Here is a 26,338-nt window from a genome sequence, read left to right as displayed (position 1 = left end):
AAATTATAGGTAAGCAAAACTTAGTAGGCTGGGTATATATGTAGGCCCCGTGGGGATGGGGCTTACTGTTGTGGTCGCTTGAACAACTGGGGGAGTTCGTGGCTAATACTCGTTTCTTTTTGGCGTGTCCAAAAGACGCTTGCTGCTATGCGGTGCACCGTCGAGCTATCCGGTGCGCCTGCAGGCAGTTCTTTCCTCCCCGATAGCAAGTAGCGCGGCAGACCGCCGCGCTGCTTTCGTGCTGTTTGTATCCTGCTCAGTTGCGGGGCAGCGAACGCCACAGGAAGTACCCCTTTCTTGTTTCAATAATTGGCTTTCACAAGAAGCCAGGAGCGGGCTTGCGCCCTCAAGGAATCGTGTGTTGAAGAAGATCTTTACCGGTGTCGTTACCACCGCACTCGTTATGTTGCTGGCGTTCGCTGATGTGACTGGCAGCCTCACCGCGATTCCGGCGGCGTCGGCGGCGGAGACCCCGTCGATCACGCTGAACGGCACGGTCGACGAGAGTACCGCCGGGTTCCTGAACTCGAAGTCGGTTGTGCTGTCCTCAGGCACCGAGACACGGGTCAACTATCGGTTGGTGCCCGGGTATGCCAAGGGGGCAGCTTCGGGTGTGATCGTCAAGGTGTATATGCCTTCACTCGAATATGTCGATGGCGACTATCGCGTTGTGGGCCGAGATCGGACACCCACCGCCTTAGGTGTGCAGGGCCGGGTGAGCGCTGGCGGCGGTTGGAACGTGCTGTCAAACACGACAGTGCAGGGTGGCCCCATCGTGATGGAGTATGACGGCGACCTGTCGGCCGGCACGAACCCCGGGTTCGATATTTTCCTCACCACTTACAACGATGGCACCGACGGAGTGTACGGCGGGGTCCCAGAGGGCACGGCGTTTGAGCTGAACGGGTACGTCTCATATGAGATGTTCGACCGGGTAGATGGATCGGCGTGGGAGACCCCCAACCAGATCGATGACGAGTCGCGCGTCTCGGTGATCTCCTCTGACCTGACCTGGGAAACGACGATTGAGTCGTATGTCCCGGGTGGGGGCTCCGACCTCGTACCGATCTGGGACCGGTACCAGTACATCGACTACATGTACTCGATTGCGAACACCTCCGACAACCTCGCCGCCAACATTGACGGGTACTCGGTCACGTTCGATATCGATTCGACCGACAGCAACATCAACGGCATTATCCCCTTCGATATCAATCGTTGGTCTCACGTCGACGGCTCCGACCCGGTCAAGAATGACGACCCCAATGACACTGCGGGGCAGTTTGTGGGTGTACCCGGTAAGGGAGGCATTCTCATCTATGACGTGACGGACTGGGACGGCGCAAGCGAACTCACTGAAGAGATCCCGTATACCTACTCGGGCACGGGCATGATCGTGATCGATCGTGAACACGGCGCGAACAAGCAGGGCCTCACCCCCGCGGGGGCCGCGGGGGATACTGAACGCAAGTTTCTGGTTTCGTTGCCGCTGAGCCGACAGGGATTCCCCAACCCGCCGGCCAAGTTCAAGGTCCGTGCGGTCACGAACGTACTCTTCGCCAAGTCCGCGAACTGGTCGAAGACCCGCATCGTCGAGCGTGAGATTGTCGCCCCAACCTACGATTTCTCGTTCACGCATGAGACGAAGCAGCCCGAGGTTGTCTACGGGTACGAGACGTACAACGAGATCAAAAACATTCGAAGCGACTCGAACGCCCCCACCTTCAAGCCGACGATCAAGTACGGGGTCGATCAGGACTTCACGCTCGATCGCGTGACCTATGAGTTCGATCAGGCCCACGTTGACGCGTTCAAGAACGCCGAAATTAGCTACACCCACATCGACAAGGTCAGCGGCGACCCGGTCACCGAAACTTTGTCGACGTACACGCGCGATACCGACGCCGCCACCGGCCTCGTGACGTTGACGTTTGACGTGTCACATCTGCGCGATCTCAACTGGGATCACACGTTCACCATGAGCCTGGTCGACAAGGTTGCGCCCGGGTACACCCTGCCCGTGAACATCAAGGTGTACGGCGAGCCCTACCGCGTGGGCGATATGACCTCGACGGCCACAACGACCTTCATCGAGAAGATCGCGAGCAACGACGACTTCGGCCAAAACACCAGCTACACCGAAGTAGCACACGAGACCACCCTCGACGCGACGTTCAAGGTGATCTACCCGAAGGAGGTCGTTCCCCGCATCGACGTCAACATCGACGGCAAGAACAAGCGGGCGACGGTGCCCTACAAGGCACAGACCGTCATTGACTTCCTGTTTGGCATCAATGACACGAGCGCCAAGAACTCAACGACCACCCTGGATCTCAACCCCACGGTCGAGATGCTGCAGGATGCGACGCTCACGGTGAAGTCTGCGCTCTTCGCGCAGGCAGACAACGTTCGGGTGAGCTACACCACCCTGGACAGCACGGTTCCGGTCGAAATCGACATGAGCGCCCACGCAGGAACAGGGGACTTCGTCTTCGACCTGCCCGCACGGGTGGCCAAGGTCATCATTGACACCGACGACATCACGACGAACGGTGCGGTGAACTTTGTGACGGTAACGGCGACGGCCGGGCAGGGGCTGCTCAAGAAGCATGACTTCACCGGCCACATGCGCACGTACCAGCCGAAGCCGTACGACAAGGAAGCCACCGCCAAGACCACGGGCACCATCGACATTCAGCTCCCCAACGAGCTGCTGCCCGAGGTCGAGGCCGTGGGTGTTTACGGTTCAACGAAGACTACGGGAACGACCCCGGTCGGATACGAGTCGACCTTCGGCGTTGAATTCCAGCTCGAAACCCGCGGCGTAACTGCCGTTGAGTCGGAGTATGTCATCGACTTGCTCGCCCCGACCAAGTCGGGCGCTCTCGTCTTCAACAAGATTGCGCTGCAACGTGCCTACCTAGACAACGTCACCGACCCGAAGATCACATTTGTCGACAAGGCAGGCACGAAGCAGGAGTTCAGCACGGACGAGGTCTCCCTGGCCGACGTCACGCTGAAGGACATTGCCAAAGTCATCATTTCGGGTAAAAACCTGAGCCTGCAGGGACTGCAGACGATCGCCATCGTTGAGTACGATGCCGACATCGAGATCGGATCCTCGCAGAACGTGCGGGCAACGTTCACCGGTACCCCCGAGCTGCCCTATGTCGCGGACAAGTCGGCCACGAAGCAGAACCAGATCACGGTCCGTGAAACGAAGACCGGGGTCAAGGTCGAGGGCGTCAACCAGGTCACCCAGCCGTTCGGTGCCGGCAGCAAGTACTCGGTCGAAATCTACAAGCGGTGGAGCAACCCGGGCTACTACTACACCGATGACTACACGCTCGACCAGGGCTACAAGTCGTTGGGCGGGTTCACGTCGACGCTGACGCGCCCCACTGCCAAGCAAGACAACAACAATCAACGGGTGAGCGTCGACGTGACGCTGCCGTACGAGCACTTCGATCTCTACTACCTGAAGATTCGTGATGAGATGAAGCCGTACGTCCAATCGGTCGACGTGTACCGGATGGTCGGCGGCCAGGAAGTGCTCTGGAAGACCGTCGACGGCGACCAGTGGGTGGACAACTCACAGGAGGGCGCCCGATACTGGCGCATTAACACGGCCCGCCCCGACATGGCCGATGCAGAGCTCTTTGCGACCCATAATTCGGTCGCAGGCGTGCAGAATCACCCCTATTACAAGGACGCGTGGGACGCTGATGTGCGGCCGGAAGCGCCGGTGTCGCGCGTCGAGGTGAACCTCGAGTTCACGCGCGACAGTAATGATGCGGCACCGCAAATGCCGGGCGTCAACGACGACATCGTCGAGTACATGGGCCGATTCCACTCGTCATCGATCTCGCCGTTGCAGACGGTGGGTGCGAAGAAGGCAACCGGGCTCACCTCGACCGACACTTTTGGTCTCAAGAAGGAGCTGACGCGTAGCGCCAGCACGTCGATCAACTCTCTCGTGGAGTACCCGTTCGCTCAGGCCAAGACTGGAGCACACGACAACACATCGCTCGCCAACAAGGTGATCACGATGGGTAACGTGGGCGAATACCTCGCTTCCATCTGGAACGTGAACACCGCAGATTGGTCGTACTACGGGGGCCACGGACCCGATGTGTACACCCCCGCGGCCACCGAATACGACGAGTGGCTGGGCCTGCACGACCCCTCGTCTTTCCACGACGAGCTGATCTACGAGTTTGTGTACCCCGCAAGTCCGAGCGACGACCCGATCTACCACCTGGACCCCAAGCACGTCGTCATCGAGGCGACCAGCACGCTGCCGTACCTGACCGGAGTGCGTGTGCTGGGCCAGAACGGTGAGTCTGTAGCGCTGCGCTTTGACCAGCCGCTCACCCAGGCCCCTCGATTCGACTACGACAACTCGCTCGCCAAGGGCGTTCACGATGACGGAGACGGCAGCTTCACCGTCTCATTTGGCGACGCCGACGTTTACCCCGCGAAGTTCGAGGCCACGTTCAACAAGATCGCGGGCTTCGGCGAACGCACCGCCGAGCTCGATGGTGTTGCCGAGGATCGCCTCGGCAACGGCGCGGCGAACGCCGCCCTCTCAGAAGTCGACGTGCGCGTCGGCGGCATCGTCAACGGCAACAAGGCCCTCAAAGGCACCACGAACCTCTACCGTCTGCCCGACGACACACTGAAGCGCACGCTCATGCACACCACGAGCGCGACGCTGACGGGCTACACCCCCAAGCTCGGCGCGACGCTGGACATGCAGTTCGACAGCCTGAAGGCGTACGACTACGGGAAGGACGGGGTCACCCCCAACACCTCCCGTGTTGAGGTGGGCATCACGAACACTTCCGAGGCCGATATCAAGACGGTGCTCATCAACGTGAAGCCCGATGCGGCCTTCCGTTCGCAGCTCATCGAGATCCCGGCAGATATCTTCACGGACAGCGACTGGTCAGTCAAGTCAGTGAAGGTCTCTCAGGGGTCGAAGGCCGTGGACGTTGATCCGGCCGACTTCAGCCTCAATGGCGCAGGAAACTACGAGTTCAACCTGCAGCCCCTCTTTGACTCGGGAGCACTGTCCACGGAGCAGACCAAGGTCACGCTCGGTGGGGCCGGGACCCTGCTCAAGCAGCACGTCGACAACATCGCGGTCACCTTCGTGCCCAAGGACGACACGGTACGGCTGTGGGGCTCGCTCGCCGAGCCGGCGCCCGGCGTCACCCTCCCCAAGCGCATGCGCGAGGGCGCCAACGTGCTCGTATCGGGCGTCTGGGTTGACCCCGATGCCAACGCCACCGACCACAACTGGGATTCCAAGCCCACGTTCATGCATGAAACTCAGCGCCCCAAGGGTAGCCACGAGCAGATCATGTACGACAGCACGTTCAACGCGAACGCGCAGGTCACCGCATACCAGCCGATCTTTGTGACCGATGGCGCCTCGGGCAACCGCGGGGAGAAGCCGACGCTGACGCACACGGGCAACTCGTCAACCAGCCAAAAGGCGCCCCGCCTATACACTCGCGTCGCGCGGATGCAGACCTCTGCGGTGCACATGAACAACGACTTCACGCGCGCCGACGCGACGCACCTGTTCTACGACGCCGACACTGGCGAGCAGATCGACTACCGCAACATCGCCGTGGGTGACACGGTGAAGGCGCTGTATGAAGTGCGGAACGTCGGTGCCCCGGCACCCAGTGACACGGAGGCTGGCGCGATCCCGGTGTTCCAGCCGCAGGCGCACATCGAGGCCCCGGCATACCTCGAGATCACAGCCGTTGAGGCTGCATCTGACGTGCTGCTCGCCGACGGCAATCGCAGCTCGCTTATCGACGAAATCACGCAGCAGGCGAAACCCAACCCCGTGCAGGCCAAGCAGGTACTCGCCGAAAACGTGGCGATCTCGCAGCTCAACCCGAAGCGCGCCGACGTCGAGTACGATCTCACGCTCGAGCACAATGAATCGGTGTTTTTCTATGTTGAGTTCACGGCGACGGACGACGGAAACACCGACCTCAGCATCACCCAGGGCAAGTTGCCGGTGTGGAACATCTACACCCGCCCCGCCTTCGCGCACCACGTCATGAGCTACAACAGCGATGGCGTAAACGGAAACCGAGTCTCGGGCGCGACGGCGCAGAAGAACTACGACGGCGACGCCTTCGTCGAACACCTCGGTCTGGTCTCGAACCACGCCTACAAGTACGCTGACCCCGACCAGCTCCGTATCGAGAGCAAGTTCAACACCGAGAACGTTTCGGGCGAGAAGATGACCCTCACGGTCAAGAACATCAAGAACGAGATTCTGCACAACAACACCCGTCTCGACCTGTACCTGACGCTCGACACGCTCGCTCTCGGTGGCTTCGAGCTCACGGAGCTGCCCAAGCCGAGCTACCCCGCCGGCTTTGTCGGCGAGTTCGCCGAGCCGCAGGTGTTTATCCTCGACGGCCTCAATCAGAGCGGCCAGAAGAACTGGGTCAGTTTCGATCCTGCGGCACACAAGCTGAGCGATGTGAACGAGCTCCGGATCGCGTACGGTGTCGTGCCGGCGATGCACAGCAGCGCGATGTTCGAGGCGCCGCAGTTCGACATTGCGGGCATTGGGCACTGGAAAGCCGAGGGCAAACAGCCAGCCCAGCAGACCAAGAAGTGGTACGACATTACCTCGCAGGCGCAGATGATGCTGACGCACCAGGACGAGGCGGGTGCTCCGGTCGCGGAGTACCACTACACCTCCAAAGCCACGTCCCGGGCATGGAAGGCGATCCCCACAGTCGAGTTCAACCTGCAGTCATTCGAGACGCTCGATGAGGCGAACGCCCCCTATAACGGCACGTTGATCGGCAAGTCCGGGTACCGCCCGGGTGACACCTTCTTCACCCGAGTGACCGCGAAGAACCACAACAGCTCGCAGGGCATCAACACGAACACGTCCTACGGCAAGGCACCGCTCAAAGACCCGGTGGTCTTTGACAAGATTCCCGAGTACCTGGAAACCGAACTTGCGGGTTACGTGAGCGGCGGTGTGCTCAACGTCGAACAGGCCATTGCCGATGGCAAGCTGACGCTGCGGGTGCTGCAGGCAGACGGCCAGCCGCGCACCGACCTCAAACTGCCCAAGGTGACGGTGCGCACGGCGCCAGGGCTGGATATTGCCGGATCGCAGGAGTTTAGGAACGACCGCCACAACGATGGCTGGGGTCGTCTGTCGAGCACCGAGCCGATCAACACCGCAGTGAACCCGGCCGACGAGATCGAGTTCCAGGTGTTTACTTACACCTTCGAGGATGAACAGCTGGGCCGCGGCGAGCAGCTCGAGATCATCTACCGGGCGACGGTTCGCACGAACGACCTGCCCGTGGCAACCTACCCGAACGGCAAATCGGTGTTTGCGCCGTTCTTCGGCTGGTACGGCAGCAATGCACCGGTCTCGAACACTGCCAAGACCGTTGCCATGGACATGGCCTCGCTGCTGCACGACGCGGGGATCAGTGGTGACAAGGGTCACGAAATGACGAAGGCAGAGTTCCTGTCGAACTCGTACTCGTGGCAGCCCGGCGCGAACAACCAGCGCCGCAACGCGAGCGACTCGTCGACTTCGTACACCCAGACCACCTTCTACGATTCGTCTGCGGATAAGCAGAAGTCGCACCAGGCCTACTTGCGAGAGACGGAGGCAAACGACCTCTACACGACGTTTACGTCGTCGACGCTCGATGAGAACTTTGCCTTTGCCTCGAAGGGGCGCGTCAACGACCTCAAGGTCACGGCAGACGAGCGCATCCTCTGGACCCAAGACGGTATGCAGTTGAACCGTGCGTGGCTCTACGGCGCGAGCGAAATGGTGCCCGACGTCGAGCGCAACGCGACCGACGTGAGCAAGTTCGGCGACGCCAACTTCTACGAGTACGACGGTTCGCTCAACTCGTCCAACCGTCACCGTTACGGGTTGACCCCCTACGTGGAAGACAGCCACAGCTACGCCGTCCAGCTGCACGAGGAGTTCACCGTGAAGTTGCACGCAGCGAACCTCGGTGACTACCCGATCGTCGGCGGGCTCGAGTACACCGAGATCCTGCCGCTCGGCATCACGCCCTACGACGCACAGGGCGCCCTGCTGGGAGTCACCGCCTTCGACGGTGCGGGCCGCGCGCTCGACCCGACTACTTACCAGGTCGAGGTCGCCCAGAGCCCGACAAATGATCGCGGCTACCGTGCCCCTGCCCAGTCGCAGGAGGCGGGCAGCTTCGCCGAGGCCTCACGCGACGACATGATCCCGTACGTCGTGAAAATCAAGGTTGCCGCCCCGCTGACCGGAATGTTCAACGCCCCGCAGGCGGTTGCGGCCGACAAAAATCAGCGCGTCGACCTGCGAGTGCGCGTGTACGAGGAGCTGCCACCCTCGGCAGACGGGATTTCGTACTGGCACGACGAGTTCACCCTCACCACGCTGGCGGACGAAGCCTACGCCGAGGTATACAGCAAGGAGTACGGGGCCTTCAACGCGGGCATCAGCACGGTGAACCCCTGGCGGTACCCGAACGACGGCATGTCAGAGGGACTTGACGTCAACGACCTCCTGTACGACTTCGGGTACTACACCTCCTACTACTCGGTGGAGCCCTGGGGTAAGTACGTGCGCGGCCTCAACGCGCAGGTCACCGACGTGACGGCAGCAACCGGCAAGCCCGTGCTCGTCACGGGCGACCAGATTGCCATGCGCAAGCCCACGCTGCGCGTGTGGAGCAAGGCGACCAAGGACGAGTCTCAGTACGAGGCTACGAAGGGGGCGAACGGCAGGCCCTATGATCGCTCGATCCAGGACTTCAGCGTCGATCTCTACGAAGAGTTCACGATCGAATCGACCGTCGAGAACCAGCAGCTCGAGGTCATCGGCGAGTACAACCGAGTTAACAGTGGCTACAACCGCTACTCGGGTGATAACTACAATGCCGACATCTGGGTCAACGCGCCACAGACCATCGGCGGCGCTCGAGGCTCTTGGTTCGAGCCGACGGTCACCATCGCACTGCCCTACGGCGTCGTTCCCGTGATGAAGGACGGCTCCTACGCTCGCTACTACAGCGATATTCAGAGCGTGCAGAATGTCGACTTCGCCGCCACGGTGAACGACATCACCTTCAAGTCCTCGACTCTCAAGACCGACGTGACCGAGTTCTTCAACGTCACGGTTGAATTGGAAAAGGGCGTGCACGGCGAGCGCTATGTCATGCACTTCACGGTGAATCAGGACCGGGCGGCAGACATCGCGTACGGGCAGTCACTCGTGATCTCCCCGAAGGTCGTCACCATTGACACCCCGGCGTTTGGTGCGGACACGGATGATGCTCGCTATCAAGAGGTTGTGACGCTCGCCAACACCAAGCGCCCCGTCTTCAACCCGGTCGTGTCTGACTGGTACCAGACCGGCGCGACGCCGTCCCTGACCTCGCGCGACCAGGGTGTTTCGAGCGCCCCGAACAACGTAAAGTCGTCGAACGGGCTCTCGATTACCGCGAACGACCGCACGCGGCGCGACGCCACCAGCACGTGGAGCAACAACATGGGGGCGCTCAAGGTCACCGAGCGCCTCATCTCGCCCACGAAGCGCTACGACGATGCGACCGCAATCTCACTGAATGAGAACGTCAACTGGCAGGTGCCAGGCGTCGACCTCACCCCCGCGGGCCTCGCCTCGAAGCACGACAAGTCGGGCGCCTTCGGTGGCACGAAGCTTAACCTCGCGAAGCCCTCGATCACCAACTCGACTCGGGTGGCGAACTACGCCGACTCGGTCGAACAGGAGAAGATCCAGGTCGATGCCGCGGGCAAGTACTGGTACTCCACCGAGGTCACGAACGCGCCCACGCCCCACGCGAACCCGTACGAGGAGAACAAGACCTCGGGTGACGTGCACAACTCCCGCTTCTTGGTGACGCAGTACGTCACCAAGTTCGCGGAGGCGACCGGCGATGTCCGCATCAAGCTCGGCAGCGATGTGTACGATCGTGCGGCATTTGAGGCACTCGGCTACACGGTCACGCGCGAGACTCCCACAGAGATCGAGGCGGACTCGACGCGCAACCGGATCCAGTGGCTGGTCACTACCCCAGCCAACGATCGCGGCACTCGCGGTGAACTGCGCTCGGGTGAGAGCTTCAAGCTGCTCTACGAGGCACAGCTCGTGGAGGGATTCACTGACAACGTCCTAGACGGCGACCCGGTGTGGACCGCCGACGAACTCATTGTCGACTCCTACGTGTCGCTCATTCCGAACGACAAGACGCTGATCGAGGGCGGGCAGCACCCCGACGATTTCATCGTGCAGTCGCTGAAGTCGATCATCTACCACGAGCACGAGACTGATCATCGTGCGCAGGAAGACATCGATAGCAACGGCGACCTCGAGAGCATCTTTGCGAAGGATGACGCCGAGATTGAGGTCCTGAAGCCGAAGGCCGAAGTGCGGGTCAACACCACGCGCCCCCGCATCGCCTACTCCAACGGCATGTCGGGTGACACCTACTTCAACTCGTCGGACACGATCGAGTACCTGATCACCCATGCCGAAAACACTGGCTCGGGGCTCAAGGAATTTGTGGTAGAGAACATCCTGCCCACCGATACCACGGGCGACAGCACGGTGTCGGTCAGTAACCGCAAGATCAACACGAACACGTTCTTTGTGTCATCGGGTACGTGGGCGCTCCCGCAGGATACGCTCGACCGCCTCGCTGCAAACGGCACGAGCGTCGATGAGGCATTCAAGACGTTTGTGTACATCTCACACGAGCAGGCAGAAGACGGATACGAGGCGGGCTCCTGGCAGCTGCTCAACCCCGGTGGCACCCCCATCGACACGAACGAGCGCTTCGACATTCCCGAGCAGGATCGACCGGGCCTCAAGAAGGTTCGGGTCGTGGTGAAGGCGCTCGACCCCGACAACTACCTCGTGCCCCAGGGGCTGCGACTTGATGTCGATGCTGATCCGGACCTGGATGGAAAGCAGTCGGTGCTCGATACGGACCCAGCCAACGACAGCACCTCGACCTACCCAAACACCGTGACCGATTTCGCGATCAAGCTGGGTGTGCGCGTCTCGTCAGACGCAGTATCGACCCTGTTCGTCTACGACACCGCGCAGGTGTGGGGCAACTACGTGGGCACGAGCGTTTCCAAGCTCGCGCAGAGCGAGTCGCGTTCGTACCTCACCCCCTCACGCCCGGTCGTGAACGTCAACTACGACGCGCTCTACTACCGAAGCGACTCAACGAAGCCCGTCGACGAACGGTTCGGCTGGTCGGACGTGCTGGCCATCTCCCCGAAGTCGTCCCCGCACCTGAAGTTCAAGGGTGAGTTCATCAACGCCGACGACTCAATGTGGTCGCGTGATGAAGACAACATCTACTCCGAAGACATGCTGATCGACCCGTTCGTGACATTCCAGCTGCCCGCGGTGATGGAAGCTGGCGGACAGTTCACCTATGTGCCGCAGGAAGACATCGATGCGGGGCACCCGCTCAGCACCGATCACCGCTCGCGTTACTCGTTGACGGACCAACAGAACAATCTGTGGACCTGGAAGCTGGTGCGTGCCGACGGCACGGAGGCACACCCCGAGTCGAAGCTGAAGCACACGCGAATCTATGCGGGCCCCTGGGACGGTCTCGACCGTAACGTGGTGTCCGTGTGGTTCGAGGGCGACGTGTTCCCCGGGGACAAGGTTGTGGTCGAGTTCATCGGATCGGTCGACGCGTACTCGCCGGGTACCGACGCCGAGGGGCTGAAGTCGCGGGCCGTGATCACCAACAGCACCGGACTGCTGTCGCCCCTGAACTCGCGACAGAACGCGTCGAACAAGCTGGGGTACGCGACCGACAACAACGACTACAACGAAAACGACAAGGCCAACGACCGCCTGGTCTTCTCCGAGAAGACGATGTTCCAGTACGAGACCTTCGATAACTTTGGCAAACGAAAGGTGGCCTACTCCGACCTGAACAAGGCCGGCACCGTCTCGCCCAACATGACCCCGGTGCGTGAGGGCGGAGATTTCACGTTTGAGATCGCGGTCGATAACTCGAAGGAGGCCGACGACCGCGCATACCCCTACCCGATCATGTTTGACGAATTGCCGCATCTGGGTGACACCTCGATGTTTGACGGGGCGACCCCGCGCAACTCGAAGTACTCGGCATGGTTGCAGGCCGACGGTATGCGCCTCGAACGCGAGGGCGCCGACAAGAAGCTCTACGGCAAGAACGAGTACACGGTCTATGTCGGCCCGATGAAGAAGCTGCCGAACGGTGAGATCGTAGAGGCCGACATGGTTGCGAAGGCCGAGGCCGCCAAGGAATCGTTCTACGATTCCCTCGGTGTGCCCGGCCAGCCGTCGGCCGTACGAGACGCGCACTTCGTCAAGCTCGCCGATGTGCAGGGCAACGAAGCGTTGCTGAAGAAGGCAAAGAGCATTTTGGTGCTCTTCAACAACGCCAATGAAGTGCTTCCGGGCCAGAACAAGCTCAAGCTCACCTACAACATGCACGCGCCGCTGAACGCTCCGGCGTTTCTCGAGCAGTTCCCCCAGGGCGAGGCAAGCGACTACGCCGTGTGGAACTCGTTCGTTGCGACCCAGCGGGTGGGCCGCTTCCTGCCGCAGGAGTCCAACAATGCCGGCGCATTCGTGACGGAGCAGAAGGACAAGGCTTACATCGGCAACTACGTCTGGAACGACGTGGACTACAACGGCCTGCAAGACGAGGGCGACTCGTTTGTCGATGGCAATGGCCGCACGCTGCTGAAGCCCTCAAAGGACCTGGACTACGACGGCACGATCGACGACCCCGGCATCAACGGCGTCAAGGTCACCCTGCTGTCGCCGGAGGGATACAACGTCGACTACCTGGGCAATCGGATCGCTCGGGTGGCAGGTGATTGGGTTGTTGTCGACAAGGACGGGAAGCCCGTGCTTGATGAAGTCTTCTCGAAGCCGATCCGCTCGGAGGGACCGATTGACACCGTGACCGAGCAGGACTTTAACGGACACGACGGGTACTACACGTTCTCGAACATCAAGCCCGGTGACTACCGGGTCATGTTCGAGTTCCCGAAGGCGTATGACCAGTTCTCGGCGACGACCCTGGAGGTGTTCAAGGACACCGGCGTGAGCGTGTTCAAGCCCGGAGTAGCCGCGGGCATTCCCGCCGCGGTCAACGACTCCGCGCTCGTCACAATCACCGATGTTGCGCACGTGACCTCGGCGACGACCGATGATGAGCGCATGAGCTTCGACATGGGGGTGGCGCACACCGTGAAGTTCGGCGGCACCATCTTTAAGGAGCAGCTCAAGACCCTAGACGGCATCCGTGGCGCCGGCGAGCCCGGCATCAAGGACTACTACGTCACCCTCAAGGGATCGGATGGCAAGACCGTCGTCGACGAGCAGGGTCGTGACATGGTCATGCAGACGCGTACCGACGGCACATACGACTTCACGGTGCTGCCGACGGACAGCAGCTACACGATCGAGGTCACGGACGAGAACAACGCGTTTAACCACGAGACAGTCGTTTCGCCGATCGTGCATCACACGGACCCGTTCAACCGGGCCGATGACAACGACGGCGTCACCCCTAAGGGATCGACGGTCGTGAAGACCAACGCGCTGAAGTTCGACCTGCAGCAGCTGGTCGAGTCGAAGTTTGCCGAGCGGCTTTCGGTGAGCATCGGTTTCTATGACCGATCGACCGTAGGCGTGATCGGCAACCGGGTGTGGGACGACCTGAACCGCGATGGTATTCAGGACGCGAATGAGCCTGGCATTGCAGGCCAGAAGCTGCGGCTAGAGCAGTACACTCGCGATGGCGGCGACTGGACCCGCACCGCGTTCACGCAGTCGACCACGTCGAATGCAGACGGCTACTACTACTTCCGTGACGTGCCGAGCAGCCTCTACGAGGGCAGCAAGCGCATCGAGACGAAGTACCAGGTTGTCGTGGACGATCTGGTGACCGGATACACGTTTGCACAGACTCGGGCGGGTTCAGTTGGGCCCGACTCCGCGCACGAGGTCGACTCGGACTTCGAGAAGAATGGCACGATGCACGCGGGCGCCGTGGGCACCCACCTGGTGAGCATCATCGAGACGGTGGGTGGCGTGGACTTCGGTATCACCGACAACACCATCGACCTCGGGCTCGTCAAGCATGGGCACTCGTCCCTTTCGGGCGAAGTGTTTATCGATACTGACAGTGACGGCGTGCAGAACGACAAGCAGCAGGCCGACAGCATCTACCATGCGGCCCTCGAGGTGCGTCAGGGCAACGACTGGGTGCCTGCTCGTCAGGACGCCAACGGGGTCATGATTGAGCCCGAGTTCGCGACGGCAGCCGACGCGACCATCGAACTCACCGACGTCAACGAGTACCTGTTTGAGAACCTGCACATCATCAACAACAAGGCGCTCACCCCCTACGAGTACCGCGTCAAGGTGGGAGAGGTGCCGCTCTGGCAGGAGGTGACGAAGAAGCTGCAGGGCACGGACACCGCGCTCGACAGCGACTTCACGCACGCGGAGCGTGCCGTCTCCAACACGGCCGTGTCGGATCCCCGGATCCTGGGCGCCATGCGCGACGCAGATCAGCTGCTGCCGATTGAAACGTTCGCGGGCGTGCCCGCTGAAGATGTCGATCTCGGTCTGATTCCGCTGGCCACTCACGTCACGCTGGGCGACTACATCTGGAACGACCAGAACCGTGACGGTGTGCAGGACCCGACGGAGCCCGGCATCAAGGGTGTCCGTGTCGTCCTCAACAAGCTGATTGCCGGCGAGCTGGTGCCCGTCGAGGAAACGGTAACCGACGCAGACGGCGGCTACACGTTCACGGCCGAGGTCGCAAACACCGACCCCGCGAGCCCGGGCCTCAACAAGCCGTTCGAGTATGTGGTCGAGATGACCCTGTCCTCGCGCCAGACCGTTGCGCCGCACCAGGCGGGCGGCGACACTGCGCGCGACTCGAACTTCGTGAGCCTCGGGGAGGGAGCCTCACAGGGCTACCAGCACAGTATTGCTGATCCGGATCACACTGCGGTTGCTGACGTCGTCACGCTGGTGGCGGTTGATGGAAGCGGGTTTGCCCGCTTCGATACCTCGGCAGATGACCTGGGAGTCGACGGTGGCGTGGTCGTGCACGACTCCGTGCGCGTGCTCGGCGACACCCTGTTCGAGGACCTGAACCGTGATGGCGCGCAGGCCAGCGACGAGCCCGGCATTGACGGCCTCGTGGTGAACCTGTTCCGCCTGAACCAGGATTCGGGGCTGTGGGAAGCCCATAAGGACCTGGATGGCAACTCCTCGGTCACCTCTGCCGCGGACGGCAGCTACGAATTTGCGGTCGAGGTTGCAGACCTCGACAAGCAGTCGCCGCACTACCGGCAGGCCGAGGAATACCGCGTGTTGGTCGAAGCGCCCGCCCAGATGAGGCTCGTAGAGATTGACAACGTCTTCTTCTACGCGGGCAGCCTGATGGACGCCGCGGGCAACCCGAACTACGGCGGCATCGACATCGAGAAGCCCTTCAGTTACGTGCTGACCGAGCCGATCACTCTCGTCGATACCGACAACGGTCGCGTGGAATTGGATACCGCGCGCGACGTGCGCACGGCCGACGCCGGGTTCGCGGTCTACGACACGTCGGTGACGATCGGTGGTGCGATCTGGGAAGACGCTGACCTCGACGGGCTACAGAGTGGTGAGGAGTTCGGTGCTCCGGGCCGCACGGTCACCCTGTGGGAGCTTGTGGACGGCGTGTGGACTCCAGCCGACGACGTGCGGGGCGCCCGCACGCAGGTCACCGACGAGCGCGGCCGTTACGCGTTCGAGGTGACCCCCACTCACTACGACGAGGGCGAGGCTAACTTCCTGCAGCCGCGCGAGTACCGGGTCACGTCTGACCGGAACGGTTACGAGTCGTGGTCGCCGCTGAATGTGGGCGACGATAAGGCCATCGATAGCGACGTCAGTGACGCCAGCACGGTCGGCTCCGAGTTCGGTGGGGCCCACACGGGCGTCACCCACGTGTTCTCGATTGCCGACCTGGCCGGTGAGGTCGTGGACTTCACCACCGTGCGCGATGACCTCGAGATGGACCTGGGGCTGAAGACCTATGAGCACTTCGCCGAGATCGGTGGAGTGGTCTGGGACGACGCCAACGAGGACGGTGAGCAGCAGAAGGGCGAGCTCGCGCTTGCCGACCAGGAGATCACGCTGTGGGAGCGCATCGACGGCGACTGGACGGTTGTGGAGGATATCCTCGGCAATTCGGTGCAGCTGACGGACGATGAGGGACGCTACTCATTCGAGGTGCTTCCCACCGACTTCGATGCTGCTGCAGCGGGCTACCTGAAGCCGCGGGAATACCGCACGACCACGGAGACCCCGAGTGGCTACACCCTGAGCGCGGGGAGCGTCACGGCGGTGGCAGAGGGGGAGCTCATCGTTTCCCTGGAGGCACAGATCGTCACGCTCGACGACGCGGGTAACGTGGACATCGCCGACATTCACGGCGATGACACACTGCGGTACCCGTTCGTGCAGGTGCCGGTCGGCGACCTCGCCATCACCGGATCCGATCTCAAACTCGGGCTTGCAGGCCTCGCGGTGCTGTTGGGCCTGGCCGTCGTGTTTATCGGAATACGCCGCCAGCGCGCAAAGAGCGAGGGATAACCGCAGATGACTGAGGAGACAGCCATGGCTAATCACGACGCGGACGTAGAGCCCGGCGCACTGGCGGCACAACCGCCGCTGCGCCGGGTACGGCACCGGCGCAGCGCGGTGTCCGTGCGGGTCTGGCTCATCTCGGGCGGCGTTGCGCTCATCGCGCTCGTGGTGCTGGCCGCGGTGCTCTGGCTGAACCGGCCCACGGCCGACGGCCCAAGCACTGTCACGGTGCAGGGGGTCGAGTACGTGACCAACGTCGAGGTGGAGGCGCAGGGCGGCTACGTCTACGTGTATCTGCCCGTCAACTCCGACGTCGAGTCAGTGGTGCTTGAGGTGGCCGACGAGGCCGATAACCAGCAGATCCGAGAGTTCCTGGACGGCCTGGACACCTTCGTTCCCGGCGAGCACGTGTTGTCGCTGAGTGAAACAAACCTGCACTTTATCGTCGATGGCATCGACGAGGTTGACGGGAGCGGCGGCGCCGGTCAGTAGAGGCGGCGGCATCATGAGCCGCTACCGGGTGTGTGTCGGGGGCGACCGCTAGGCTGAACACATGAGCAACGCAGCGCCCGCCTCCGGCATCGACCTCGCAGAACTCGACCCCGAGACCCGCCCGCAAGACGACCTGTATCGCCACGTCAACGGACGGTGGATCGATCGCACCGAGATTCCCGGCGACAAGGCCCGCTATGGTTCCTTCGCCGTGCTGGCCGAGAACGCCGAGGCCGCGGTGCGCGACATCATCACGCATACTGATGCCCCGGCGCCCGGATCCGGCGCACACACCGAAGCAGATAAGGTCGCGGCCCTCTACGCGAGCTTCATGGACACCGCGCGCGCCGACGAGCTGGGGGCCGCGCCCATCGCGGCCGATCTCGGGCGCGTGCGCGCGGTGGCCTCGATCGACGAGCTCACCGCGCTCGTCGCGGATCTCGAGCGCCAGGGGCTCGGCGGCTTCTTCGGCATGTTTATCGACAACGATCCCGGCAATCCGGATCGCTACATCGTGTTCGTGATGCAGAGCGGTATTGGCCTGCCCGACGAGTCCTACTACCGCGAAGAGCAGTTTGAAGAGATTCGTGGGCAGTACCGCGCCCACATCGAGCGCATGCTGGGGCTCGCGGGCGTCGCGAACGCCGAGCGGGTCGCCGAGCTCGCCTACGGGCTCGAGCAGCGCATTGCCGCTACCCACTGGGACAAGGTTGCGAGCCGCGACATTCAAAAGATGTACAACCTGCGTACGTTCGCCGAGCTGCAGGAGCTCACGCCCGAGCTGGGCTGGTCGGCGTACCTGACGGCCATGGGGGCGCCCGAGTCGGCGTTCGCCGAGGTCGTCGCTGCGCAGCCCGACGCGCTCGCGGGCATTGCTTCGCTGCTCGTAGAGAGCGAGCTTGAGGCCTGGCGGGCCTGGCTCACCTGGGCGGTCGTGCGCGGCTCGGCGGCGCTCCTGTCGCAGGAGATCTCGCGCGCCAACTTCGATTTCTACGGCACGGCCCTCACGGGTGCCCCCGAGCAGCGCGACCGCTGGCGTCGAGGCGTCTCCTTCGTGGAGGGCGCCATGGGTGAAGCTGTCGGCCGGCTCTACGTTGAGCGCCACTTCGATGAGAACTCGAAGGGTGCCATGGACGAGCTCGTGGGCCACCTCATCGAGGCCTACCGCGACTCGATCACCTCGCTCGCGTGGATGAGCCCCGAGACGCGCGAGCGCGCGCTCGAGAAGCTCGACAAGTTCACCCCCAAGATCGGCTACCCCGTGAAGTGGCGCGACTACTCGGCGCTCGCCGCCGACGCGGGCGACCTGTTCGGCAACTCGCGCCGGGTCGCTGAGTACGAGTTCGCCCGCGAGTTCGCGAAGATGGGCAAGCCTATCGACCGCGACGAGTGGTTCATGACCCCGCAGACGGTCAACGCGTACTACAACCCCGGCTTCAATGAGATCGTGTTCCCGGCCGCTATTCTGCAGCCGCCGTTCTTCGACGCGACGTGGGACGCGGCGACCAACTTCGGTGCGATCGGTGCCGTGATCGGTCACGAGATCGGGCACGGCTTCGACGACCAGGGCTCGCGCTACGACGGCGACGGCAAGCTGGTCGACTGGTGGAGCGAGGAGGATCGGGCCGCGTTCGAAAAGCTGACGGGCGCGCTGATTTCGCAGTACAACGAGCTCTCGCCCGAGGGCGCCGACGGCCAGACGGTCAACGGCGAGCTGACGATCGGCGAGAACATCGGCGACCTTTCGGGGCTCGAGATCGCGTGGAAGGCGTACCTGCGCTCGCTAGCCGGTGCCGAGTCGCCGGTGATCGACGGGTTGACGGGCGCCGAGCGCTTCTTCCTCGCCTGGTCACAGGCCTGGCAGCAGAAGTCGCGCCCCGAGGAGACGAAGCGACTGCTGTCGATCGACCCACACTCGCCCAACGAGTTCCGCTGCAACCAGATCGTAAAGAACCTCAAGGCGTTCCACGAGGCGTTCGCGACGGTACCCGGCGACGCCCTGTGGATGGACGAGGCCGAGCGCGTCTCGATCTGGTAGTTCGGCGGTTCTGTCGGCTTAGTCGCGCCGGCAGTGCAAGGGCGACTGGCCCTCGCACTGCCGGGCGACCTCGCGGCTATGCGCCGGGTGCGGTGCCCGTATAAAACCCGAAGGTCGCGTCGGCGGCCTGCGCGGCCGCCTCGGGTGAGGCGCCCGCGGCGACGTGCGCTGTGGCCCACCCATCGGCGGCACCACGGTAGAAGGCCTTGCCCTCGTCAGTCGCCGCCCATGCCGCGGCCTCCGCGGGGGAGAGGGAGCCCTCGACTGCACCCAGATGCAGCGACAGGCCCAACAGGCCGCCGTCCCAACCCACGCCGGTGGCACCGGGACCAAACATCTCCCACATTCCCGCGGGGATGTCCGAGGCCAGTGCGCGGTGTTCGAGCTCGAAGCGAGTCGCCTCAGTGCCCTCGGCGGTGAGGCGCACCGTGAGCCAGGTCACCCCGCCGCCCATCTCCCAGGTCACGTGGTACTCGGCGGTGCCGTCGCGCGGGGGCGAACACTCGACTACCTCGCCCCCGGCGTTGCCCTCAAGTTGGTAGCGGCCGCCGACTTCGAGTTCGCCCGAGACCGGTAGGAACCAGCGAGTGATGCGCTCGGCGTTCGTCGCGGCGCTCCACACGTCGTCAATGCCCGCGGGGTACACCTGCGAGAGGGTCTGTATGTTCAGGGCTTTGCCGTCGACCTCGGCAACCTGCAGGCCGCGCGTCACGGCGTCGACTTGCTTGGATACGTCAACCATGATGGTCACTCCTTCTTGGGTGTATGGGGTTGGTTATTCGATTCGGCAAGCCTGCGTTCGCGCTTGCCCCGGGCGAGCTCGGTGCCGAGAGCCGAGAGGGGGCCGCGCCAGAATCGTTCGAATGGCGACAGCCACTCGCTGGCTTCGCGAAGCCCCTCCGGATCAATGGCGTACAGTCGACGCGTGCCTAGGGGACGTACTGTCACGAAGCCGTTCTCTCGCAGAACCCGCAGGTGCTGTGAGACCGCGGGCTGGCTGATGCCAAACTCATCGGTGATCGTCGCGGCTAGCGCGCCAGCGGGCTCCTCACCGTCGCGCACGAGTTCGAGAATGCGCCGCCGCACCGGGTCTCCGAGAATATCGAGCGCGTGCATGTCCTTTATGGTTCCACCATGCCTTATATAAGTCAAGACTGAAATAACAGGTTCCCCGGATGGGCTGAATCGGGCAGGAAGCGCTGGACAAACGTTACGGCCTGTGTCAGGTTCAATTAGCGAGCAAGCCGATAGATGCGCGATACTTTCAGTAATTGAATAGCTCGCATTGAGATACTCAAGCAATGAGCGCGACGAAGGACACCGAATTGAGCACCGCCGTAGATACCGAGATCGCTGCACACGACGCCTGGCGCCAGGGCCGGCACGAGGCACTCACCAGCCCCACGGGCAACCTGAGTCTCACGCTGACGCGCTGGCTGCCCGCCGGCACCACCGCCGACGAGGCTGCCGCTCAGGTGGCTGAGGCTCGGGCCGCTGACGCTGCGGGCATCACGGTGACCGAGCTGCAGCGCACCAACATCAACACTGGCGAGCCCGAGTACGGCTTCCGCGTGTGGGATGCGAACTCGGCGGCGATCCAGGCGTTCGAGCGCGTCGACACGTTCGATTACAACCCCGACTGGGTCATCGACGCCACCTTCACGCCGGTGGCGGCCCACCGCACCGTGCCCTTCGAGCATATTCGCGACGCCGGAGGCACCCGCGACCTCATCGTGCCCGGCGACATCACCTTCGAGCGCGACGGACAGACGTTCACGCTCGCCGCGTTCGATGACGATGGCACGCTGCTGCTCGTCTTCGGTGACTCGACCAACACCGCGACCGACGACTCACAGACCTACGGCGCGGGCCGGTTCTTGTTCGTCGAGTTCACCGGCGCCGAGCGCACGGCTGGCGCCCCAGTGCGACTCGACTTCAACCGCGCGTTCGTGCCGCCCTGCGGCTACTCGGCGCAGTACAATTGCCCGATGCCGCCTCCGCAGAACCGCCTGCCCTGGGCGATCACCGCGGGCGAGAAGCAGCCCCGCTTCTCCGGCGACTTCGACATCTACGACTCCCTCGTCTAAATCGGGTGGCGGGCCCGGTCGCGATTCAGATCGTAATCACCCGCTCCCGTAGCACCCAGTTCCTCGACCCCTCAAGCATCAAAGGACCTCAATGCCCTCCTTCAAGAAGCACCTCTTCGCCGCTGCAGGCGTGCTCGCCGTTTCGGCCCTCGCGCTCACCGGGTGCGCGGGCTCGAGCAGCGGTGGCGCGACCGGTGCCGATGCCAAGATCTCGATCGGCTCGCTCTACGAGCCGGTCAACCTGAGCAACACCGCGGGCGGTGGCCAGGGCGTCACCGAGGCGCTCACGGGCAACGTGTACGAGAGCCTGTCGAAGCTCAATGACGATGGCACCGTCGAGCCCCTGCTCGCTACCGGCCACGAGGTGAGCGCGGACGGTCTCGTTTATACCTACACGCTGCGCGACGACGTCTCGTTCCAGTCGGGTAAGAAGCTCACCTCGGCAGACGTGAAGGCTAGCCTCGAGGCCGTGCTCGGCCCCGACTCGCAGTCGGCGCGCAAGAGCAGCCTTGAGGTCATCACGGGCATTGAGACGCCCGACGACCACACGGTTGTCTTCACGCTGGCGCAGCCGTCGATCTCGCTGCCGTACCTCCTCTCGTACGTGTGGATCATTAACGCAGATGCCACTGACATTGAGAAGCAGGCCGACGGCACCGGCCCCTACACGCTCGGCGAGTGGAAGCGCGGCTCAACGCTCACGCTCAACCGCTGGGACGACTACTGGGGTGACAAGGCCGCCAACAAGCAGGTCGTGTTCAACTACTTCACCGATGCCACGGCAGAGGACACAGCGCTGCGCAGCGGCCGCGTCGACCTCATCACGAGCGTCCAGAACCCCGACTCGCTGCCGCAGTTCGAGCAGGAGGGCGGCTTTACGATCAGTGAAGGCCAGTCCACCACCAAGGAATTGCTCGCCTTCAACGACCGCGTTGCCCCGTTTGACGACGCCAAGGTGCGCCAGGCCGTTTACTCGGCGATCGACCGCGAGAAGCTGCTGAACGCGATCTGGGGCGATTACGGCACCCTGATCGGCTCGATGGTGCCCCCGAGTGACCCGTGGTACGAGGATCTGAACGATCTGAACCCCTATGATCCGGATCGCTCAGCCAAGCTGCTCGCAGAAGCCGGCCTGCCCGACGGATTCACGTTCACGCTCGACACCCCGAGCTACGACCCGCACCCCGCGGTCGCCGAGCTGCTGCAGTCCGAGCTGAAGAAGGTCGGCATCGAGGTCAAGATCAACACGATCAGCGCCGACGAGTGGTACACCAAGGTGTTCAAGGAGCGCGACTTCGAGGCAACGCTGCAGGAGCACGTCAACGACCGCGACGTGGTCTGGTACGGCAACCCCGACTTTTACTGGGGCTACGATAACCCCCAGGTCAGCACCTGGATCTCGGACGCAGAACAGGCTAAGACCGAAGCCGAACAGGCCGACCTGCTCAAGAAGGCGAACCGCCAGATCGCGACCGATGCGGCGAGCGTGTGGCTCTACCTCTACCCGCAGATCGTCGTGGCATCTGACAGCGTCTCGGGCTACCCCGTCAACGGGCTCAACTCGCAGTTCTTCGCCTACGACATCGTCAAAGAATAGCGGGCCAGAAACGAGCAACACCCACCAGCTGTAACGACGCAGCGCAACGCGCCGGGGGAGACCTCGGCGCGTTGCGCTGTTTCACGCGAGAGAATACTCTCATGCGTCAGGGCGCTCGCCCCGGCCAGGAAGGAACACCGATGCTCGGATACGTGCTGCGACGTGGCGCGCTCCTGCTCGGATCATTCGCGATCGCGATGGTGCTGATCTTTGTGCTGTTGCGAATGCTGCCGGGTGACCCCGCGAACGCGCTGCTCTCGGTGGGCGCGACTGACGAGCAGATTGCTGCGGCCCAGGCCCAGGTCGGCTCCGACAAGCCGCTGCTCGTGCAGTTTGGCGCGTGGGCCGCGCAGATGCTGCGCTTCGACCTCGGCGAATCGGTCATCACCGGTGCCGCGATTGGCCCGGACGTCGCTGCCCGGCTACAGGTCACGATTCCGCTGACGCTCATCGCGTTCGTGGGCGCGGTCATCGTCGCCCTCGTCGCGGGCGTCACGAGCGCCGTGCGCGCCGACCGCTGGTACGGCGTCGCGCTCTCGGGTGTCGCGCAGTTCGGCATCGCGGTGCCCGTGTTCTGGATCGGCATGATCCTCGTCTGGATCTTCGGACTCATGCTCGGTTGGTTTCCGACCGGCGGGTTTCCTACCGACGACTGGGCCTATCCGGTCGACGCGCTGTCGTCCCTCGCGCTCCCCGCGATCGCGATCGCGATCGTGATGGGCGCCTCGCTCACGCGGTACGTGCGCTCTGCCACGATCGACGTGCTCGGCAGCGACTACCTGCGCACGGCCCGCGCCCACGGTTCCGGCTTCGGCGAGGCCCTGTGGCGTCACGGCCTGCGCAACGGTTCGGTGCCGGTTATCTCGATCCTCGGCATCGAGCTCGCCTCAACGCTGCTGGGCGCGGTCGTCGTTGAGAGCGTGTTTGCGCTCCCCGGCCTCGGCAGCTACCTCGTCGACGGCATTGCGCGCCACGACTTCGCCGCGATTCAAGGAGTGCTCGTGGTGACCACACTCATCGTGCTGCTCGTCGGCTTCGCGGCCGATCTCGCGCAGCGCTTCGTGGACCCGAGACTCCGCGCCACGACGGGAGTTAGCGCATGACCGCTCCAGTGACCGGCGCGACCGGGTCTGTTGGTGGGCCCGGGGCGCCCAATACTTACGGCCGCGAGGCCGCTCAGGCCGCTGGTACTGGATCCGGATCCAAGAAGCGCCGCCGCAGCATCACGTTGTGGGCGGGCATCGTAATGGTTGGCCTCGTCGTGCTCACCGCGCTGGTGTCGCTCGTGTGGCTGCCGTACGCGCTCGACGATACCTCGGGCGGCCGGCTCGAGGCCCCGAATCTCGAACACCTGCTCGGCACTGACAAGCTGGGCCGCGACCTCGCCAGCCAGCTGATGGTGGGTGCACGCATCGCGCTCATGGTGGGGCTCGGGTCGGTCGCGATTGCGGCCGTGCTGGGCGTCATTATCGGCCTCGTCGCGGCACTCGCGACCTCCTGGATTGACGACGCAATCTCAGCATTCATCGACGTCGCGATCGCCTTCCCCGTGCTACTCACGGCCATGCTCATCGTCGCGCTGCAGCCGCCGTCGCTCGGCTCGGCGATCATCGCGATCGGCCTCGCCATGTCGGCCGTGGTCGCACGAATCTCACGCATCCTCGCCAAGCGCATCGCGTCAGAGCAGTTCATCACCGCCGCGCGCACCAGTGGCACCTCGACCTGGGGTGTCGTGTGGCGGCATCTGCTGCCGAACATGGCCCCCACGCTCTACGTCACGTTCGCGCTCCAGTTCGGTGCGGCAGTGCTCGCGGAGGCCAGCCTGTCATACCTCGGTCTCGGGGCTCCGCCGCCCAACGCCTCGTGGGGTCGACTGCTGCAGGAGGCGCAGGGCACCGTGCTCGTCGCCCCCGCTGGGGCGATCGCTCCCGGTATCGCACTCATCGTGCTCGTGCTCGGCGTGAACTTCATCGCGGATGGCCTGCGTGACGTCGCCGACCCGACCCGCCGAAAGGGGAGTGCCGCGTGAGCGCCGCCTCTGAAACTGCTGCTACTTCGGTTGCTCCTGCCTCGCCGCCAGAGCTGCTGCGCGTGACCGACCTCTCGATCGCAACGGGCACGGCCCGGCTGGTCAACGAGGTGTCGTTCACGGTCGCTCCCGGGGAACGGGTGGGGCTGATTGGGGAATCCGGATCCGGCAAATCCCTCACCTCGCTCGCCCTGACCAGCCTGCTTCCGTCGATGCTCACGGCCTCGGGGTCGGTGCTGCTGAACGGCGTCGAGACCGTGGGAGCCAGCGAGACCGCGCTGAAGCCGCTGCGCGGCGCGGTCGCGGGCATCGTGTTTCAGGAGCCCCTGACCGCGCTCGATCCCCTCATGCGGGTGGGCAAGCAGATCGCCGAGCCGATGCGCCGTCACCTTGGGCTGCGCGGGGCTGCCCTACAGGCCGCGGTGCTGAAGGCGCTGACCGAGGTGAGCCTGACGGAGCCTCGGTATGCGCGCGCGTTTCCGCACGAGCTGTCGGGCGGGCAGCGGCAGCGCGTCGCGATTGCGCTGGCGCTGGCCGCGCGACCCCAGCTGCTCATTGCCGACGAACCGACGACCGCGCTTGATGTGACCGTGCAGGCCGAGGTGCTCGCGCTGCTGGACCGGCTCGTGGCCGAACGCGGCATGGGTCTCCTGTTTGTGAGCCACGATCTCGCCGTGGTGTCGCGCATGACCGACCGCGTGCTCGTCTTGCAGCGTGGGGACGTGGTCGAAGAAGGAACGGTCGCATCGCTAGTCCACTCGCCTGCACACCCGTACACGGCGCAACTTGTCGCGCACGCACGGGTGCTCGACGCCGCGCTCGATGGGGCTGCTGGCGAGCCGGGATCCGGAACAAGCGCAGAGGACGGGGCACAGTGACGCTCATCGAGGCCCGCGGGGTCGACTTTTCGTACGGCAAGCGGCTCACGCTCGAGGGCATCGACCTGAGTGTGGGCGCGGGCGACTCCGTGGGCATCGTGGGGGAGTCGGGCGCGGGCAAGTCCACGCTGCTCGCCCTGCTGCTCGGGTTGGCGGCGCCGAGCCGCGGCTCGGTCCTGTTCGAGGGTGCGCCGCTGCAGCTGCGCGATCGGTCGCTCATGCGTCGGTTTCGGGGGTCGGTGCAGGCGGTGTTTCAGGACCCGTACTCGTCGCTCGACCCGCGCCAGCGCGTCGACCGGATCGTGGCCGAGCCGCTCGAGTCGCTCGGGCTCGCTCACGGACCCGGGGCGCGCTCGCGCGTAGCGGAGGCGCTCGAATCGGTGGGCCTGCCCGCCGACGCGGGTACGCGCTATCCGCACGAGTTCTCGTAACTAACCTTCGTATAGCGATACACTTATACGAAGTTATACGACGATTTCTACGGCGACGGCCCGTCG

Annotated in this window: 11 protein-coding genes; 9 read left to right on the top strand and 2 right to left on the bottom strand. The window is 63.5% G+C overall.

The annotated features are described in order from the left end of the window. Positions 1 to 358: 358 nt before the first annotated feature. From C795_RS0104710 to C795_RS0104700, 3 genes are all read left to right on the top strand, one after another. Positions 359 to 16,726, top strand: a complete 16,368-nt coding sequence (locus C795_RS0104710) for an SdrD B-like domain-containing protein (protein WP_017792606.1) — start codon at positions 359 to 361, stop codon at positions 16,724 to 16,726. 24 nt (positions 16,727 to 16,750) lie between these two features. Then, positions 16,751 to 17,212 (top strand): hypothetical protein, encoded by a 462-nt coding sequence (locus C795_RS0104705; protein WP_017792605.1) that lies wholly within the window; start codon positions 16,751 to 16,753, stop codon positions 17,210 to 17,212. 61 nt (positions 17,213 to 17,273) lie between these two features. Further along, the gene (locus C795_RS0104700; protein WP_017792604.1) at positions 17,274 to 19,250 is read left to right on the top strand and encodes a M13 family metallopeptidase; all 1,977 of its coding nucleotides are present in this window, start codon (positions 17,274 to 17,276) and stop codon (positions 19,248 to 19,250) included. Between the two features lie 76 nt (positions 19,251 to 19,326). On the opposite strand, the gene C795_RS0104695 is transcribed toward C795_RS0104700, so the two are convergent. Together C795_RS0104695 and C795_RS0104690 are read right to left on the bottom strand one after the other, a co-directional pair. Beyond that, positions 19,327 to 19,992 (bottom strand): SRPBCC domain-containing protein, encoded by a 666-nt coding sequence (locus C795_RS0104695; protein WP_017792603.1) that lies wholly within the window; start codon positions 19,990 to 19,992, stop codon positions 19,327 to 19,329. A gap of 5 nt (positions 19,993 to 19,997) precedes the next feature. Then, complete coding sequence (locus C795_RS0104690; RefSeq protein ID WP_017792602.1) at positions 19,998 to 20,366, bottom strand: ArsR/SmtB family transcription factor; 369 nt, start codon at positions 20,364 to 20,366, stop codon at positions 19,998 to 20,000. 185 nt (positions 20,367 to 20,551) lie between these two features. Here C795_RS0104690 and C795_RS0104685 point away from each other — a divergent pair, with 185 nt between their 5' ends. The 6 genes from C795_RS0104685 (at position 20,552) to C795_RS15240 (ending at position 26,272) form a co-directional block, all read left to right on the top strand. Continuing rightward, positions 20,552 to 21,337, top strand: coding sequence for a DUF1684 domain-containing protein (locus C795_RS0104685; protein ID WP_017792601.1), 786 nt, complete (start codon positions 20,552 to 20,554; stop codon positions 21,335 to 21,337). A 91-nt stretch (positions 21,338 to 21,428) separates the two neighbouring features. Then, positions 21,429 to 22,934, top strand: coding sequence for an ABC transporter substrate-binding protein (locus tag C795_RS0104680; protein WP_017792600.1), 1,506 nt, complete (start codon positions 21,429 to 21,431; stop codon positions 22,932 to 22,934). 101 nt (positions 22,935 to 23,035) lie between these two features. Beyond that, positions 23,036 to 24,037, top strand: coding sequence for an ABC transporter permease (locus tag C795_RS0104675; protein WP_232225434.1), 1,002 nt, complete (start codon positions 23,036 to 23,038; stop codon positions 24,035 to 24,037). Then, positions 24,034 to 24,963: an ABC transporter permease gene (locus tag C795_RS0104670; protein WP_017792598.1), complete on the top strand. Its 930-nt coding sequence runs from the start codon at positions 24,034 to 24,036 to the stop codon at positions 24,961 to 24,963. The genes C795_RS0104675 and C795_RS0104670 overlap by 4 nt, the downstream gene beginning before the upstream one ends. Then, on the top strand, positions 24,960 to 25,841 hold the full coding sequence (locus tag C795_RS0104665) for an ATP-binding cassette domain-containing protein (protein ID WP_017792597.1): 882 nt from the start codon (positions 24,960 to 24,962) through the stop codon (positions 25,839 to 25,841). Before C795_RS0104670 ends, C795_RS0104665 begins: the two co-directional genes overlap by 4 nt. Beyond that, positions 25,838 to 26,272: an ATP-binding cassette domain-containing protein gene (locus C795_RS15240; protein WP_017792596.1), complete on the top strand. Its 435-nt coding sequence runs from the start codon at positions 25,838 to 25,840 to the stop codon at positions 26,270 to 26,272. Before C795_RS0104665 ends, C795_RS15240 begins: the two co-directional genes overlap by 4 nt. The last annotated feature ends 66 nt before the right edge of the window (positions 26,273 to 26,338 follow it).

This window comes from Leucobacter salsicius M1-8, assembly GCF_000350525.1.
GTDB lineage: Bacteria > Actinomycetota > Actinomycetes > Actinomycetales > Microbacteriaceae > Leucobacter > Leucobacter salsicius.
The sequence above is the reverse complement of the archived record's forward strand: the minus strand, read 5'-3'. Positions and strand labels throughout refer to the sequence as shown.